The sequence below is a fragment of the Streptomyces sp. NPDC102462 genome, from assembly GCF_044765425.1.
In the GTDB taxonomy this organism is placed as follows: Bacteria; Actinomycetota; Actinomycetes; order Streptomycetales; family Streptomycetaceae; genus Streptomyces.
Genome location: NZ_JBIWKB010000014.1, coordinates 152,096 through 168,397 on the forward strand (window position 1 = coordinate 152,096; position 16,302 = coordinate 168,397).

General features: G+C 68.4%; 15 protein-coding genes and 2 pseudogenes. 13 read left to right on the forward strand and 4 right to left on the reverse strand.

Annotated features, from left to right (window positions below):
* The first annotated feature begins 95 nt into the window (after nt 1–95).
* Complete coding sequence (locus ACIRFL_RS15220) at nt 96–1,115, forward strand: Gfo/Idh/MocA family protein (RefSeq protein ID WP_404028337.1); 1,020 nt, start codon at nt 96–98, stop codon at nt 1,113–1,115.
* Nucleotides 1,116–1,220: 105 nt separating this feature from the next.
* On the forward strand, nt 1,221–1,979 hold the full coding sequence (locus ACIRFL_RS15225) for an SDR family oxidoreductase (protein ID WP_404028286.1): 759 nt from the start codon (nt 1,221–1,223) through the stop codon (nt 1,977–1,979).
* A 296-nt stretch (nt 1,980–2,275) separates the two neighbouring features.
* On the opposite strand, the gene ACIRFL_RS15230 is transcribed toward ACIRFL_RS15225, so the two are convergent.
* Entirely contained in the window at nt 2,276–2,602 is a 327-nt protein-coding gene (locus tag ACIRFL_RS15230) for a nuclear transport factor 2 family protein (RefSeq protein ID WP_404028289.1), read from the reverse strand.
* 143 nt (nt 2,603–2,745) lie between these two features.
* On the opposite strand from ACIRFL_RS15230, the gene ACIRFL_RS15235 reads away from it, so the two are divergent.
* From ACIRFL_RS15235 to ACIRFL_RS15255, 5 genes and pseudogenes are all read left to right on the forward strand, one after another.
* Nucleotides 2,746–3,300, forward strand: a complete 555-nt coding sequence (locus ACIRFL_RS15235) for a DoxX family protein (protein ID WP_404028292.1) — start codon at nt 2,746–2,748, stop codon at nt 3,298–3,300.
* 24 nt (nt 3,301–3,324) lie between these two features.
* Nucleotides 3,325–3,684, forward strand: coding sequence for a MazG-like family protein (locus ACIRFL_RS15240; protein WP_404028295.1), 360 nt, complete (start codon nt 3,325–3,327; stop codon nt 3,682–3,684).
* A gap of 271 nt (nt 3,685–3,955) precedes the next feature.
* The gene (locus tag ACIRFL_RS15245) at nt 3,956–4,894 is read left to right on the forward strand and encodes an ATP-binding cassette domain-containing protein (protein ID WP_404028297.1); all 939 of its coding nucleotides are present in this window, start codon (nt 3,956–3,958) and stop codon (nt 4,892–4,894) included.
* A pseudogene (locus tag ACIRFL_RS15250) lies at nt 4,891–5,184 on the forward strand (ABC transporter permease); the annotation flags it as partial. The gene ACIRFL_RS15245 and the pseudogene ACIRFL_RS15250, both read left to right, overlap by 4 nt.
* Nucleotides 5,172–5,672 (forward strand): annotated as a pseudogene (locus ACIRFL_RS15255) (LuxR C-terminal-related transcriptional regulator); the annotation flags it as partial. The pseudogenes ACIRFL_RS15250 and ACIRFL_RS15255, both read left to right, overlap by 13 nt.
* Nucleotides 5,673–5,818: 146 nt before the next feature.
* On the opposite strand, the gene ACIRFL_RS15260 reads toward ACIRFL_RS15255, so the two are convergent.
* Nucleotides 5,819–6,460 carry a superoxide dismutase gene (locus ACIRFL_RS15260; protein WP_404028300.1) on the reverse strand — a complete coding sequence of 214 codons (642 nt, stop codon included), beginning with the start codon at nt 6,458–6,460 and terminating at the stop codon, nt 5,819–5,821.
* A 465-nt stretch (nt 6,461–6,925) separates the two neighbouring features.
* On the opposite strand from ACIRFL_RS15260, the gene ACIRFL_RS15265 reads away from it, so the two are divergent.
* The 4 genes from ACIRFL_RS15265 to ACIRFL_RS15280 all read left to right on the forward strand — a co-directional run bounded on the left by ACIRFL_RS15265 (nt 6,926) and on the right by ACIRFL_RS15280 (nt 10,437).
* On the forward strand, nt 6,926–8,329 hold the full coding sequence (locus ACIRFL_RS15265; protein ID WP_404028303.1) for a lipase family protein: 1,404 nt from the start codon (nt 6,926–6,928) through the stop codon (nt 8,327–8,329).
* Nucleotides 8,330–8,554: 225 nt separating this feature from the next.
* Nucleotides 8,555–9,109 (forward strand): RNA polymerase sigma factor, encoded by a 555-nt coding sequence (locus tag ACIRFL_RS15270; protein ID WP_404028305.1) that lies wholly within the window; start codon nt 8,555–8,557, stop codon nt 9,107–9,109.
* Nucleotides 9,106–10,122 (forward strand): phosphopantetheine-binding protein, encoded by a 1,017-nt coding sequence (locus ACIRFL_RS15275; protein WP_404028308.1) that lies wholly within the window; start codon nt 9,106–9,108, stop codon nt 10,120–10,122. Before ACIRFL_RS15270 ends, ACIRFL_RS15275 begins: the two co-directional genes overlap by 4 nt.
* Before the next feature lie 111 nt (nt 10,123–10,233).
* Nucleotides 10,234–10,437, forward strand: coding sequence for a hypothetical protein (locus ACIRFL_RS15280; protein WP_404028311.1), 204 nt, complete (start codon nt 10,234–10,236; stop codon nt 10,435–10,437).
* 254 nt (nt 10,438–10,691) lie between these two features.
* On the opposite strand, the gene ACIRFL_RS15285 is transcribed toward ACIRFL_RS15280, so the two are convergent.
* Together ACIRFL_RS15285 and ACIRFL_RS15290 are read right to left on the reverse strand one after the other, a co-directional pair.
* Nucleotides 10,692–11,945, reverse strand: coding sequence for a tyrosine-type recombinase/integrase (locus ACIRFL_RS15285; RefSeq protein WP_404028313.1), 1,254 nt, complete (start codon nt 11,943–11,945; stop codon nt 10,692–10,694).
* Nucleotides 11,946–12,073: 128 nt separating this feature from the next.
* On the reverse strand, nt 12,074–12,352 hold the full coding sequence (locus ACIRFL_RS15290; RefSeq protein ID WP_404028316.1) for a helix-turn-helix domain-containing protein: 279 nt from the start codon (nt 12,350–12,352) through the stop codon (nt 12,074–12,076).
* Between the two features lie 351 nt (nt 12,353–12,703).
* On the opposite strand from ACIRFL_RS15290, the gene ACIRFL_RS15295 reads away from it, so the two are divergent.
* Nucleotides 12,704–14,071 carry a hypothetical protein gene (locus ACIRFL_RS15295; protein ID WP_404028319.1) on the forward strand — a complete coding sequence of 456 codons (1,368 nt, stop codon included), beginning with the start codon at nt 12,704–12,706 and terminating at the stop codon, nt 14,069–14,071.
* Nucleotides 14,072–14,277: 206 nt separating this feature from the next.
* The gene (locus ACIRFL_RS15300; protein ID WP_404028321.1) at nt 14,278–15,654 is read left to right on the forward strand and encodes a hypothetical protein; all 1,377 of its coding nucleotides are present in this window, start codon (nt 14,278–14,280) and stop codon (nt 15,652–15,654) included.
* Nucleotides 15,655–16,302 lie beyond the last annotated feature (648 nt).

A 16,302-nucleotide genomic window follows, 5' to 3' on the forward strand; every position in this document is an offset into this window, starting at 1 on the left:
GTGGCCTGTGCGGCCGACCCGTGTGGTTGAACAGGCACCTATGCTCTCAGTTCGCACACAGTGCCGAGGTATGCATGAGCGAGGGCGGGGCCGGAATGGCGGAGCAGAGCGTGCGGTGGGGGATCCTGGCGACGGGCGGCATCGCGTCCGCGTTCGCGGCGGACCTGGTGGATCTGCCGGACGCCGAGATCGTGGCGGTGGCCTCGCGCACCGAGGACGCGGCGCGGGCGTTCGCCGAACGGTTCGGTATTCCCCGGGCCTACGGCGGCTGGGAGGCGCTGGCCGAGGACGAGGACATCGACGTCGTGTACGTCGCCACCCCGCACTCGGCACACCGCGCGGCGGCCGGGCTGTGCCTTGAGGCCGGGCGCAACGTGCTGTGCGAGAAGGCGTTCACGTTGAACGCGCGGGAGGCGGAGGAACTGGTCGCGCTGGCACGCGATCACGACCGCTTCCTGATGGAGGCCATGTGGATGTACTGCAATCCGCTGGTACGCCGGCTGAAGGCGCTGGTCGACGACGGGGCGATCGGCGAAGTCCGCACCGTTCACGCCGACTTCGGGCTCGCGGGCCCCTTCCCGCCCGCGCACCGGCTGCGCGACCCGGCGCTCGGCGGCGGCGCGCTGCTCGACCTCGGCGTCTACCCGGTGTCGTTCGCGCATCTGCTGCTCGGCGAGCCGGACGCGGTCGAGGCCCGCTCGGTGCTGTCCGCGGAGGGCGTCGACCTCCAGACGGGCGCGCTGCTGTCCTGGGACAGCGGCGCGCTGGCCTCGGTGCACTGTTCGATCGTCGGCGGTACGGCGGTCACCGCGTCGGTGACCGGGTCGCTCGGCCGGATCGACGTACCGGGCGGCTTCTTCCACCCGGAGCGGTTCGTGCTGCACCGCGACGGCCGTGACCCCGAGGAGTTCGTCCTCGCAGCGTCCGAAGGGCCGCGGCACACCCTGCGGCACGAGGCGGCGGAGGTCATGCGCGCGCTGCGGGCCGGCGAGCCGGAGTCCCCGCTCGTGCCGCTGTCCGGCACGCTCGCCGTGATGCGGACGCTGGACGCGATCCGGGAGCGGGTCGGGGTGCGGTACCCGGGGGACGCCGTGCCCGTTCCGGCGTCCGCCTGAACCGGTCGTCCGCCGCCACGACGGCGACGTACGGCGCCGCGGCCGCCAGTCGTACGGCGGACACCGGATTCCGCATGGCGGAGTCGGCGCCTACGCTGCGGTGCCATGACCGACAGGGAATCGAAGATCGCGGTGGTGACCGGAGCCGGGTCCGGTATCGGACGGGCGGTCGCCGTGGAGCTGTTGCGCGCGGGCTGGGCGGTGGCGCTGGCCGGGCGGCGGGCCGAGCGGCTCGCCGGGACGGCGGCGCTGACCCCCGAGGGCGAGGCGCTGCTCGTGCGCACGGACGTGGCACGGCCGGACGACGTGGCCGAACTGTTCGCCGCGACCGTGGACCGCTTCGGGCGGGTGGACCTGCTGTTCAACAACGCGGGCACGTTCGGGCCTGGCGGGGTCCCGGTCGAGGACCTGCCCTACGACGCCTGGCGGCATGTGGTGGACACCAACCTCAACGGGGCGTTCCTGTGCGCGCAGGCGGCGTACCGGCAGATGAAGGAGCAGGACCCTCGGGGCGGGCGGATCATCAACAACGGCTCGGTCTCGGCGCACACGCCCCGGCCGCGGTCGGTCGCCTACACCGCGACCAAGCACGCCCTCACCGGCCTGACCAAGTCCCTGTCGCTGGACGGGCGTTCGTACGGCATCGCGGTCGGCCAGATCGACATCGGCAACGCCGCCACCGACATGACGGCCCGTATGGAGACGGGGGCGTTGCAGGCAAACGGGGAGGTAGCCCCGGAACCGGTGATGGACGTCGCCGATGTGGCCCGCACCGTACGGCACATGGCGGAGCTGCCCCTGGAGGCGAACGTGCAGTTCGCGACGGTGCTGGCGACGGCGATGCCGTATGTGGGCCGCGGCTGAGCGGGCCCGGTACCCCGTCAACTCCGATCTACACAACCGGAATTCGAATCTCCGCGCTATTGCGGCCGGTCGGGAGCTTATGCTCAACTTTCCTCCACCGGAGCTTCACAGTTGAAGCACCGAGGTTCCACGGACCACACCGAGAGGGGAAGCGGCAGCCGTTCCACCACACCCGGGAGGGGGTGCCCCCCGCACAACCCCGCGGGACACGCACCGGGCCCGGAACGGCTGCCGCTCAATCCCCACCCGCCCCACCACAAACACACGGGACGCGCGAGCAACTGGGTTTCGGGGTGTTATGCCTGGCCCGTGGCGAAGTGGGAGATTCGGCCGTCGGGCTCGATCGTGAAGCTCCACTTCGTCCGCATCTCGCCCCACGTGTCGTTGCGGTAGCGGGCGACCAGGGAACGGCCGCCCTGGGACTCGTTGTCGACCTCCATGTGCCCGTTGGAGGAGAAGATCTCCCGGTCGATCCAGTCGGCGAGGTCCCGGTCGGAGCCGTCGTCGGACATGGTCGCGTCGGGGGTGAGGGTGTCCAGGAACGCCTGCCGGTCATGGGCGTTGACGGCGCTGACGAAGGCCCGTACCGCGGGATCGCTGAGTTTCGATGTCTGGATCGTCATGGCAGTCACCCTCACACCGCGCCACGGGCCCCGCCACCCGAACGGCGCCCCGGGACGGGCTGCCCGGCGGTCCCGGATGCGACGGTGGACACCCGGGCGGAAGCCTGTTCCGGCCGTCGACCCGAACCGCATGGGGAGTCACCGTGAGCTGTTACGACCGACGTGATCTGGGCCTGCTGCTGCTCCGGCTGGGCACCGGCGGGGTGCTGGCCGCGCACGGCACGCAGAAGCTGTTCGGCTGGTTCGGCGGCCACGGCATCGAGGGCACGGGCCGCTTCATGGAGTCCGTCGGCTACGCCCCGGGCCGGGCGAGCGCGACGGCGGCGGGCCTCGCCGAGACGGGCGGCGGCACGCTGCTGGCGCTCGGCCTCGGCACGCCCGCCGCGGGTGCGGCGGCGGTCGGCGCGATGGCGGGCGCCGCGGCGATCCACGTACCCAACGGCTTCTTCGCCCAGGAGGGCGGCTACGAGTACGCGGCGACGCTGGGCCTGGCCGCGACCGGCCTCGCCGTCGCGGGCCCCGGCCGGCTCTCGCTGGACCACGCCCTCGGTCATGTCCTCGACCGCGGCTGGATGGTCCCGGCGGCGCTCGGGGTGACCGCGGCGGTCACCGCGGCCGTGGTGGGCGCCCGGAACTGCCGGGTGCGGCGGACGGCCGAGGAGGCGGCGGGCGCGCAGGATGCGCTGTTCGAGGAGTAGCCGTGGGCGTGGCAGGCTGCGTCCATGACCGATCAGGAGATGCGCACACCGGCGCCCGCGGACCTGTGGACCGCTGTCGAGGAGCTGTGGGCCTGGCTGGACGCGCACGACGAGCGCGACCCGTCGCAGACCGTGCTGCTGCGGGTGCTCAAGCTGTCGGAGGAGGTCGGCGAGGTCGCCCAGGCGGTGATCGGCGCGACGGGGCAGAACCCGCGCAAGGGCGTCTCGCACACCTGGGAGGACGTCCGCGCCGAACTCTGCGACGTGGTCATCACCGCCCTGGTCGCGCTGCGCACCCTCACCCCGGACGCCCGGGAGGAGTTCACCCACCACCTCACCCGCGTCACCACCCGCTCCCTCACCTCAACCCCGACCACCCCCTAGGGGCGCGGGGCTGTATCGATGTGCGGCTCCGCCGCGCGGGCGCGACAAGCCACAACGACCCCGCACCCGCCGGACAACCCACCGAGGCACCCCCTACCGCGCCCCCAGCCACACGACAGCCGCAACCAAAAAACGGCCGGTCGTAGTACCGCGGTACGACGGCGAGCCCCGCGTTCCGCCCCCGGTACGACCAGTTCACCGCCGGCTGGTTCCTAGCGTTGTTCCTGTGGCCCCGGCGACCGCCACCCGCCGCCCGAGCAAGGGAGTGCGCATGATAGAGGCAGAGCAGCTGACCAAGCGGTACGGCGAGAAGACGGCCGTGGACCGGCTGGATTTCGTCGTCAAGCCGGGCACCGTGACCGGCTTCCTCGGACCCAACGGCGCCGGCAAGTCGACCACGATGCGCATGATCGTCAGGCTGGACGCGCCGACCGGCGGCTCCGTGACGGTGAACGGCCGCGCCTACGCCCGGCACGCGGCGCCGCTCCAGGAGGTCGGCGCGCTGCTGGAGGCGAAGTCGATCCACCCGGGCCGTTCGGCGTACAACCATCTGAAGGCGCTCGCGTTGACGCACGGCGTCCCGCTCGGCAGGGTGGACGAGGTCATCGACCTCGCCGGCCTCGGCGGCGTGGCGAAGAAGCGGGCGGGTGCCTTCTCGCTCGGCATGGGCCAGCGGCTCGGCATCGCCGCGGCGCTGCTGGGCGATCCGCAGACGGTGATGCTGGACGAGCCGGTCAACGGGCTCGACCCGGAGGGCGTGCTGTGGATCCGCACCCTGCTGACGTCGCTCGCCGCGGAGGGCCGCACCGTGTTCGTCTCGTCGCACCTGATGAGCGAGGTGGCACTGGTGGCGGACCATCTGATCATCGTGGGCCGGGGCCGGCTGCTGGCCGACACGACCGTACGGGACCTGGTTCGCGAGGCAGGCGGGGACACCGTGCACGTGGCGACGCAGGACCCGGCGCGGCTGCGTGAGGCGCTGGCCGGGCCGGGCGTCGAGGTCACCGGCCGGATCGGTTCCGAGGAACTTGAGGTGACCGGCCTGACCGCCCGGGAGATCGGGCTGAGGGCCGCCGAGCACGGGATCGCGCTGTTCGAGCTGAGCGCGCGCACGGTGTCACTGGAGGAGGCGTTCATGGACCTGACCCGGGATGCCGTGGAGTACCACGGCTCGACCGCCGGCCCCGAGGCCCTGGGGAGGGCGGCATGAGCGCCCCGGCCGCGACCGCCGAGTCGCCCCGGAGCCTCGGTGTGCGTCCCGCCTACCGGGTGACCGGGCCGCGGGTGCTGCGTTCGGAGTGGACCAAGCTGTGGTCGCTGCGCTCGACGTGGATCACGCTGGCCCTGGGCCTGCTGTTCCTGGTGGCCTTCGGGCTGATCGCCGCGCAGCGCTATCGCTCCGGGTACGACTCCGGCCACCTCGACGGGGACTTCGCCGACGCGAGCGCGGTGAGCCTGTCCCTGTTCGGTACGAACTTCGCCCAACTCGCCCTGACGGTATCGAGGCCACCCGCCGCATCGTGGCCGCCGGCGACCGCTCGCGGGTGCTGGTGCTGACCACGTTCGACCCCGACGAGTATGTGCACGCCGCGCTGCGCGCGGGCGCCAGCGGCTTCCTGCTCAAGGACGCGCGGCCCGATGAACTCCTCGCCGGGATCCGGGCGGTGGCGGCGGGCGACGCGATCATCGCTCCCGCTCTCACCCGCCGTCTCCTGGACGAGTTCACCCGTCACCCTCCGGCGTACGGCGCGGGCGGCCCGGGGGCCGCGGACCCGAGGCTCGGCTCCCTGACCGGCCGCGAGCGGGAGATCCTGGTCGCCATCGGCAAGGGCTGGACCAACGGGGAGATCGCCGCGCACTTCGTCGTGGCCGAGTCCACCGTCAAGACCCATGTCGGCCGTGTCCTCGCCAAGATCGGCGCCCGCGGCCGCGTGCAGGCGGTGATCTTCGCCTACGACCACGGACTGGCCCGCCCGAACACGGACTGAGGTTACTCGGCCGACCAAGGGGCGCGGGGAACCGCGCACAGAACCACAACCCCGGCACCCTGGGAACCCGGTCAGCCCATGGGCTTTTCGGGGGGTGAGAAGGCGGTCGCGCGTAGGAGGCCCGTGCCGCGGGCGCGGTCACGGCGTCACGGCGTGAGCAGCAGGCTGTTGGCGCGCTCCTTGGCGGCAGCATAACGCTTTGCCACGTCCTGCCAGTTGACGACCTTCCACATGGCCTCGATGAAGTCGACCTTCTGGTTCTTGTACTGGAGATAGAAGGCGTGCTCCCAGGCGTCGAAGACCAGGATCGGGGTGGCGCCCTGGCCGACGTTGCCCTGGTGGTCGTAGACCTGCTCGACGATCAGCCGACCACTCAGCGGCTCGTAGGCGAGAACGCCCCAGCCGGAGCCCTGCGTCGTGGCGGACGCCTTGGACAGCTGGGCCTTGAAGTTCTGGAACGAGCCGAAGGACTGGGCGATGGCGTCCGCGAGTTCGCCGACGCCGTCCTTCTCCAGCGGTTCGCCGCCGCCGTCGCCGGTCATGTTGTGCCAGTAGATGGAGTGCAGGATGTGCCCGGAGAGATGGAAGGCCAGGTTCTTCTCCAGGCCGTTGATCGAGCCCCATGACTCCTTGTCCCGGGCCTCGGCGAGCTGTTCCAGGGTGTCGTTGGCGCCCTTCACATAGGCGGCGTGGTGCTTGTCGTGGTGCAGCTCGATGATCTCGGGGCTGATGACCGGAGCGAGCGCCGAGTAGTCGTACGGAAGCTCCGGGAGCGTGTAGACCGGCATGTCCAACATCCTCCGTGATGATTGCGAACCATGTGCAACTGCACGCTAGCAGCAAGAAGCGTGAGGAGCGATCAGGCTGGGGACCTAGGACCCGGTGCCGTCTCGGTCACGGCTGCCCGGCCGTTCCGCCTCGCCGCCCGGACGCAGCCCGGCGGGACGTCCGGCAAGCGGCACATGCAGACACCTTGTCGCTCAGCGATACGCGGCTCTATGCTCCCGAACTGACTCGCCAGTAACTAAGCCTCGACTCAACGCAGTTCGGCGTACGACGTGCCCGGCAGCCCGCTTGAGATGCCCGTCGCCACCAGCCGGGGACGCCCCCTCCGCAGCACCCTCGTCCGCGCCTCGCAAGGCCGGCGCGCGAAGGCCACGCACCACGACGTCCCGGCACGACAGCAGCCGGCAGACGGTGAGTCAGCGCGCCTACGCCACACGGAGCTTGACGCAGCAGAGAGTGAGAGCCGCATGAACCGACCCGAACCCCGCCCCGAGCCCGGCGCCGCACCGGCCGCGCCACGCGGCAACGTCTCCCCCGCCGCACCGCCACGCGGTCGCCGCGTCGCCGTGTCCCTGGCCGCACTCGTGTGTCTGGGCGTCCCGGGCGTCGCCCCCGCCACGGCCGCGCCCCAGAGCGAGGTCGTCTCGCGGGGAGTCACCATTCCGGCCTTCTACACGCCGCCCGACTCCCTGCCCGCGGCCAACGGCGCCCTCGTCCGCACCGCTCCCCTCCCCCTGGCGCTGAGCCTGCCCGGCCTCGACGGGAAGCCCCTGCCCGGCACCGCGACCCGCCTCATGTACAAGTCCACCGACGCGTCGGGCCGGCCGGTCGCCGTGACCGGCGCCTACCTCGAACCCTCGGCGGCCTGGAAGCACGGCGGCCCCCGCCCGCTGGTGGCCCTCGCGCCGGGCACCATGGGCCAGGGCGACCAGTGCGCGGCCTCCCTCGGCCTCGAACACCCGATCGTCTTCAACGGCCGTACGGTGTCCGTCGGTTACGAGGACCTGGCCGTCTACCGGCTGCTGTCCGCCGGGGTGGCGGTCGTCGTCACCGACTACGTCGGACTCGGCGCGACAGACCGGCTCCACACGTACGTCAACCGTCTCGACGCCGCACACGCCGTACTCGACGCCGTACGCGCCGCCCGCAACCTGCCGGGCGCATCGGTCAGTTCGGCCTCGCCCACCGGTTTGTACGGCTACAGCCAGGGCGGCGGAGCCGGCGCGGCGGCCGCGGAGCTGCAGCCCGCCTACGCCCCCGACATCACCCTGGCCGGCACCTACGCCGGCGCCCCGCCCGCGGACCTGGCCGCGGTGGTCAAGGGCATCGACGGCAGCGCCCTGGCGGGCGCCCTGGGCTGGTCGGTCAACGGCTTCCTGCAGAGCGACCCCGCGCTGCGGGCCGTAGCCGACCGGCATCTCAACACCGCGGGGAAGAACGCGCTGCACGACCTGTCGACCATGTGCGTCGGTGACGCCATCCTCGGCTACGCCTTCACGAAGAGCACGTCCTGGACCCGCGACGGGGAGTCGCTGACCGAGGTGGTCAACAGCGAGCCCCTGCTGCGCGCCACCCTCGACGCGCAGCGCATCGGCACCCTGACGCCCACCAGCCCCGTACGCCTGGCGACCGGCGTCCAGGACGACATCGTTCCGCACGCCCAGGCCCGCCGGCTCGCCCTCGACTGGTGCGCCAAGGGAGCCGACGTCACCTATAAGGCGATCGTCCTGCCCAACCTGGGCGACAAGCTCCTCACCAACCACCTCGTCCCCCTGCTGACCGACCAGACCGCGGCCATCACCTGGCTCACCCAGCGCCTCTCCGGCACCCCCACCACCCCCAACTGCGCAACCCTGCCCAGCCAACCCTGACCCCGAGCACGTATGACAAACCCCCTGTGCTGGACCCCTCTGTTCTGGGCCCCTCTGTTCTGGGCCCCTCTGTTCTGGGCGCGTCGCCGCTTCCGGACGCCGGTGTAACGGATCCGCTGCGCCGGTCGTCGTAGGGCGTAACAGGGTGTTCCCTTGCCGTCTCCCGGCCGGTGGGAGCGGTGTGGTGGTTCGCCGGACGGCCGGAGTACACGGGAGTCGAGGGACGTGAGCGATGAAGTGTCGTGGTACCGCGAGTACTTCAAGGAGACTTACGACACCTGGATCGCCGTGGCCGGACGAGTCGGCGTGCGCGACCACAGCGCCCGCCACGACATCGTCCAGCAGGTCTTGAAGGAACTCTGGGAGTGCCGCGAGCGCATAGCCGCCGACCGGCGGGTCCTGGACGCCTTCATGTACAAGCGGGTGAAGAACCGTGTGATCGACCGCTGGAAAGCCGCTGAGCGGCGGCCTGAAGTACCCGTCGGCGAATTCCTGGGCGAGCTGCAGCCGGTGGGCGTGCCGGACACACGTGCCTACTCGGACGGCGACTGGGCGGAGACCATCGACGCCAAGAAGTGGCTCGTCGACCTGGTCAACTCGTTGGACGAACGGGATCGCGGCCACGTGATCCTGGTCGCCCTCGGCGTCCCGCCGCAAGTCCGGGCCGAACTCCTGGGCATCACGGAAGGTAACGAACGGGTCAGGTGGCACCGACTCAGAAAACGACTCGCAGCTCTCATCGAGAAACCGGAGACGGAAGGGCAGGGGACAGCAGAATGAACGACAACAGGAAGCCTGCGGAGTCCGACTCCGTGGATCACATGCTCAAGGAGCTGGCCGACTGGTTCACCACTCCCGTAGCGCCGCACACCCCCGATCACACCCTGGACGAGATCCTGGAGCGGATCACCACCGACGACAGCGAGACGGTGAGCGAGGAACCCGGCATCGATCACCGCCTCTCTCATCTGCGCGACATGATGAGGCGTGTGAACGAAGACATGCGCCTACGAAGCCGGAAATGGCATGTGTACACGCTCGCACCACTGACGGACTGGACCACGGTTCGTCCCACGGGTAAGCCGATTTTCCGGATGCTGCTTCAGGAGATCGACAGCGAGGCGAAAGCGGTACTGGAAATCGCGCGGGCAGGTGCGTACCCGGCACACGACAGCGTGCCGTGGGCTGTCAGCCTGAAGCGGTACGCAGATACGCGGGACGTGGCCCATGCCGCGCCGTGGGAGCGCCTTCTTGATGCGCTTGATGCGCCCCCGGCGCCCGGCTTCGTGCTGCTGTTCGTCGACGAGGGGATGAATGTCACAGCGGCGGATCTGCATGACATGAGACTGCAAAAGGCGAGGAACCTCCACGGTGAGCAGAGAGCGGCACAGAAAGAAGAAGTCCTTCTTTCCGTGATCCGTGAGGTTCTGGGACGGGAAGAGGTGGCCCCACAGGATGACCTCCTCCAGCTAGGCGTAGACAGTGTGTTGTGCGCGCAGATTGCGCATGCGGCAAAGCAACGCGGCCTGAAAATCCCCGTATCACTGATCATGCAAGGCATCTCGGTCGCAGAGCTGGCCGGCGCGGCGCAAGAAACAGAGCCTGACCGTTCCCCTGGAGGCGAATCGGGTGCGCTGCTCAGCGGAGTGAGCCGGTTCGCAACTCCGTCTGCCGTCCGACCGCCATCGATGAACTTCCTTGTCCTCGCGGAGGGAAGCTTCCTCGACGAAGAGCCCTCAAAGTCGGCTGCTGCGCAATCTGTGGCGAGCATGATTGCATCACTGATCAAGTAGCACTGGCTCATGTAACGGATGCGGGCCGAGCGACGTGTACTGCGTGAGACCACCAACGAGTTGAGGGCGGCGGAGAAGTCCCCTGGTGATCTCCAGCCATTGTGACAATGAATGGAGTACGCAGTGCACGCCAAGCGCATGTTCAAGTCCGTGTCCCGTCAGAATGCAGACCGCCCGCCCTACGGGCAGCGGATCTCCGCCTGGTGGCGCCGCAACCGCAGGGCCGTCCGGAGGCGCTTCGTACTCGGCCTCGCGTCCGGCGCCGGCACCAGCTGCATGACACTGATCGCCGTATACGCCCAACACCGCGGCTAACACGACCCCACGACGCCCGGCCGAGCCGACATGGGCGCCGGTGGCTTCATTGACCTACGAAGAGGCCGTCACGAAAGACCGGAAAGGGTCTCCGACCTGGAGCAGGGATCCTTTCCCTGGCGAAGCCGCAGGGGCGGCAGACGAGTCGGGCTGTACGCCGGGTTCTGCCCCGCTCAGGGAGCGATCACGCTCTGACCTGCACGTTTACGGGCATCCAGCGGCTGGTCTCGCCCTCTGGGACTTCTCAGGGACTTTCAGCCGAGGTCCGTGAACCACGCCTCGATGGCAGACAGCCCACGCGCGCCGGCCTGCGGCATGAAGTGCGTGTACGTCCGGAGCGTGAACGCCGGGTCGGAGTGACCCAGCCACTTCGCGAGCGAGACGATCGACTCACCGGCTTCGAGCATCACCGAAGCGTACGTGTGACGCAAGATGTGGAAGCCGTGCTCGCGGCTGGGCTCCCAGACGCGCGACGGCTTCTCGCCGGGCTGCCGCTTGAGCAGCGGCGGGATGACTCCCACGTCGGCGAGCGCGGGCTTCCACGCCTTTGTGTTCCAGGTGGTGCGGTTGATCGCGCCGCGCCGGCCGGTGTACACGAGCAACGGGACGGTGACCTTCCGCCGGTCCTCGCGCGCGAGGTCGGGCTCCTCGGGGTCCAGCCACGGCAGGGTAACGTCGAGCGGTTCGAAGCGTTCCTGGTGAGTGAGGAGCCGCTTCGCGAGCACCTTCGGCAGCGGCACGTCGCGTTCCTTGCCGCCTTTGGGCGGGCCGAAGTACAGGCGCGACTTGTACATGAGGATCTGCCGCTCTATGTGGACGAAGTCTCCACGGATGTCACCTGGGCTGAAGCCGAACGTCTCCCCCTGTCGGAGTCCGCATCCGACGCCGAGGTCGAGCGCGATCCGGTAGCGGTCGGCCAGCGCCTCTCGTACAGCGTCGACACGGTCCTGCTCCCAGGCGCGAGCCTTGCGCTCCGGCTTCTTCGGCGGCTTGATGGAGCTGTTGCCCTTGCACGGGTTGCGGTACAACCGCTTGTCCTCGACTGCGGCCTGCATGATCGCCTTGAGGTACACCCACGCGACGTAGGCCGTACTCGACGCCACCGCCCTCTGCACATCGGCCGACCACTTACGCAGCTCCGCGACGCCGACGTCCCTCAGCGCCAGGTCTCCGAGCTGCGGCAGCACCTGCCCCCAGATCCGGTGCCTCATGCTTTCCAGCGTCTGGGCGGGATGCACCTGGGACGGCCACCAGTGCTTCTCGACGTACTCACGAAGGCTGATTGCGCCGTCTCGCGCGTCGATGAAATCTCCTCGACGCGTGTCGGTCTGTGCCTCGGCCAGCCACGCCTTGGCGTCCGCGACCGTGTCGAAGGACCGATCACGGACTCCCGGTATCCCCTTGACGCGGTAGCGGGTGCACTTGCCCCACAGCGCGGTGCGTTCGCGCTTGCCCGTCTCCTTGTTCGGCCGCTTCTTGAGCCACCGGTCCTCTATGTAGCCCGCCATGCACTACTTCTCCTTGACCTGGCCATTGGTTCTCGCGGCGCGACTCGCGGCGCGATCAAACACACAGACGATCTCCGTGTGCATGAAATTCCGAGTGCTGCTGGATTCCTCGAAACCGTTCTCCCAGGTCAAGCAGCCCGGCGTCGGTCCCGCTGCTGCGGCGCCTTGTTCAGCGGGTTGAGGGCCGGGTTCGACCGCGAGTCCGCCTGCTCCTGCTCGCTCAGCCACGCATCGAGCGCGTCCCGGCGGTACATGACCCTTCCACCGGGGCCCATACGGAAGCTGGGCGGCCCTTGCCGGCGGTGACGCCAGACGTAGAGGGTGTTCACTGAGATGCCCATGTACTGCGCTGCGCTCTGAACGTTCAGGAACGCAGCCTCAACGGCAGGCTTGGACTGGTTACGCATCGCGTGTCTCCGAGGTAAGCGCTGCCGAGGCAGCGGTCGTTCCGCCCTCCCGCTCACCGCGCAGCGAAGCCGCACGGATCACTGCTGGCGAGCAGGATCAGGATCCGGAGAATCAGTGGTTTGGTGCGGCTGTCCCGCCGTGATAGGGCACAGCCGTGCCGCTCGGGCCAGCACGCGTACGCCCCGCCACGTCACCTGACCACGTGGCGACCGCGCTGCTCGCGGTACCTCTGACCGGGTCTGACGCCAGTTCAAAATCCTTTGCACCCACAGCGTTTCAGCGTGCTGTAGCTCGGGAATCAAGGGTGCTGTACGCATCTACAGCACTTGAGACCGAAGGAGTACAGCACGATGCATCGCCTTCAGCCCATCGCGAATGGTCTGCACACCGACCACCCCGTACCTGGTCTGCCGTTCGTGGACGACACCCACATCCCCGTCAGCGATCCCACCGCAGTAGAGGCCATCGGCCGCCACGAAGAAGGCGGCACCTGGGGGCGCTGGGACAGGGACGGATCCGCCGAAGGTGCGTGGCTTGCGTTCACAACCGACCCGATCCGCCATGACCTGGCCTGGGTCATCCGCCACCATCCCGAGCGCGGACGCACAGTCCTCTTGATTCACGACGCGGACGCCTCGCCCTGGCACAGCAACTGGTGGGGCCCCCAGCTCCTGTTCCGCCAGGGCGGCTATTGGTGGGACGGAACCAGCTGGTACCGCCCCGAACAAGTCTGGGACGCCGCCAGCGAGCACTACGACCGGCGCTTGGTCAAAGCCGCCATCACCATCACCGCTGACGACCTCCTTGACGACAACGCCCATCCCACCGGTGGGCGCATCCTGAAAGTGGCCAATCTCGATCTCGACGGCCCTCTCCCCGACCAGTGGAACGACCATCTCGCCTTGTGGGCCTCGCACCGCCCCAACGACGCTCTCCCGCTGTCCCGGTGCGTGGTACGTGTGTCCGCGCCCGAACTCGCCGCGGATCAGCTCATCGGTGTACCCGAGATGGCTGAGATCGGCGGTATCGCTGCCTCTACCCTGCGGGCCTACATCTCCCGCGGCGAAAGCGACGTCCCTCCGCCCCAAGCCACGGTCAACGGCCGTAATCTCTGGGCCCGCCCAGTGGCCCAGGACTGGGCCGAACAACGCCGCCGTTCACCCGAAAGTGCCGCCGCCACACTTAGCTCCAGCGACGACACCGGCCTGCCGGTGGGAGCCGCTGAGTTGCGGCAGCGATTGGCCCGCCGGTTCTTCGGCGTCCTGTGGGAGCGGCCCGACTGGCGCAAACGCTGGGCCATGCGCCATCGCAACGAAGCCGCTGTTCAGGAGGTCTCCGATGAACTCGCCTGGAGCATCGCCGCCGACACCAAAAGCATCATCAACCCCTACGACCTGGCCACCACCATCCGGCACGCCATCCTTGACGAGTTCGCCTCCGGCCAGGAACTCGATAAAGCCACCGACGGTAAGGATTCGCCCTTCTACGGCATCGCAACACCCGTGGCAAAGACCTTGGACTGGCTCATCGGGCACCATCCTCAAGCTGCCCACCATGTCATCGGCGAGATCATCGGGGATGCCGAGCGTCGGCTGGACATCCCACGCGACGTCAGCGCCGCCTCCCTCCGCACAGCCCTCGGATTGGACAGCCGACTGCCTCGTCAAGTGCGGCTGGACTTCCTTGAGCGAGTCCTCCCGCCGAAGTCCGGCCAGTGACAGCGACGTTGGCTTGACTGCTGCATCGGCCCCGCCCGAGCAGACGGTCAAGACACGAATCGGAGAACCGAGAACGCGGCTCCACAGATACCCAGTCTGGCGGACGGCTTGTTTGGGACGAGCGCCGTGTCGGCTCCATCCCTTGTTGTCAGTGGTCGTCGCTACTGTGGCTCTGGCGGCCTTTCACGAAGGAAAGGTGGTATTGAGTGGCCAACATCGTCTGGCACACGAAGTTCCAGATCTTACTTGATCTGACCAAGGACGACCTTGATCATCCGGAACTTCCTGATCTGTGGGAGACGATCTACCGGACAGACCGGTACTACGGGCAATGCGGCGTACGGGTGCAGCAGCGGGACTTGCAATGCGGGGGCGTATGCCGGGACGCGGGCGTGGAGGCCTGGATGCACCTGCGCTTGCGCGCCAACGGGCGCCGCGAGGCGGTTCACGAGAGACGTGAAGACGAAGCCCGCCATACCGTCCCGATGAGCGATGAGCACAAGGCCTACCAGGAGCGGATCCTGCGCGCCGCTGGGGAAGGTGGCTTCCGCAGCGATAGTGAAGTACGCACACGTGTGGGCCGTAGCTGGATACAGACCGACACCCTCGTCGAAGGAGCCGACGGACGCCGCATCGGCTGGGAAGTCCAACTGTCCTCGGTGGGCAGTGATGGGCTTCGCGGGGTCCGCGCCCGCGCGGCCAAGGCAGAAAAGAACGGGATCACGCCCGCTTGGCACACCGACCGCGCCGACTACGCCCAGCGACACGACACCCACTGGACCCGTAGTAACAGTCTCCCCGCCTACGTCATCGCCAGGACTGGTGACCTGCGTGTCATCTCCGGCTTCCGCAAGCTGGACTTCTGGCGCTGCGACGTTCACGCCGTGCACCCCTGCCCCCATGGCGTACGCCGTTGCGGCAAAGCCCACGCCACGCCGACGCCCAAGGACGTGCTCTTCGACGACCTGGTCCGTCAGACAGCCGCCGGCACCATCGTGCCGATCCAGTTCCGCACCGCCACCAAGTTCCACCGCTTCTGGGTCACCAGCATCGACCAGGACCGCTACAACGACCTCCTCAGCGATGCCACCGCTCTTCCCCCAGCCAAGGATGACAGCACCGCTCCGACCCGCGCTAGCCACAACCGACCCACCTGCCGACCCGAGCTCATGGCTACCAGGCTTACCCCGCCAGCGCTACCGACCGACCAAGGCGTTGCGATGCTCCCGCTGGTGCCCACCCAGCCCACGGTGTCCCCTCCGGAAGCAAGTACCGAACCGGCAGATCGTCCAACCACACCACCCGAAAAGAACCACTCACAGCACTCCGGCCTGGAGGGGCGCTCAGGACTCCCTGACACGCTGATCACACTCCAGCAGGAAGCCGACAACGAACATCGAAAGCTGCAGCAGCTGAATGGGGACGAAGAGCGTACACAGCAGCGGCTGATGTGGTTCAAAGCAGCAAACGCCGCACAGTCCGCAGTAACCCGGTACGCGCGCACCAAGCACCTCAACCGCTACGAGGTCGAGAAGGAACTGCGCCGCATCGTCCGCGGCATGGGAGAACCGTCGGACATGTAGCAACCCGCTGATGGAGGCGCGCGTTGCGCCACCCAGCTGTCACAGATCCGTCAGTGATTTAGCCGGTCCCGTTGAATCAAAAGCTCACTCGCGATCACGGCGCCCTGTGTCGCATGATCGGAAAGATCCATTTTTCGCAGATCAGAGCACATGTCGCCGCCCCTCTACCCATGCCCTACGACGCACCATGCAAAGGCGTCCGCGCTCCCCTGGTTCCGTACCGTGAAAAGCTAGCCCCGGACAGCGCCCCAGGGTCCCGACCCAGGCCCTCTTGTCGAGATCGAACAAGGCACTCTCGAAGACCCGTGATCACGACTACACTGCCCTTCGATCTTCATACCGTGATCACTATGGGCACGATGGAGCTGGCCTTGACCAGGAGGGCTCTCAGGTATCGAGGGCATCGCACCGCCCTCAGATCATTCAGGAGACAGAAGCCTCTCGATCCGCTCTACGAGTTGCCGAACTTCTCTACGATACGGGCTGCCCTTCTCAAGCCACCGCGCCGTGTATGAGATCAGCTGAGACAAGGGAACGCCGACAGACTCACTAACCTCGCGCTTTCATGGCGTGCTCGTCCACGTCTTGATCAAATAAACGGAGAGTGCTCCTGACCTGCAACGATGGGACTTGTCTAGGGTCCTGTTG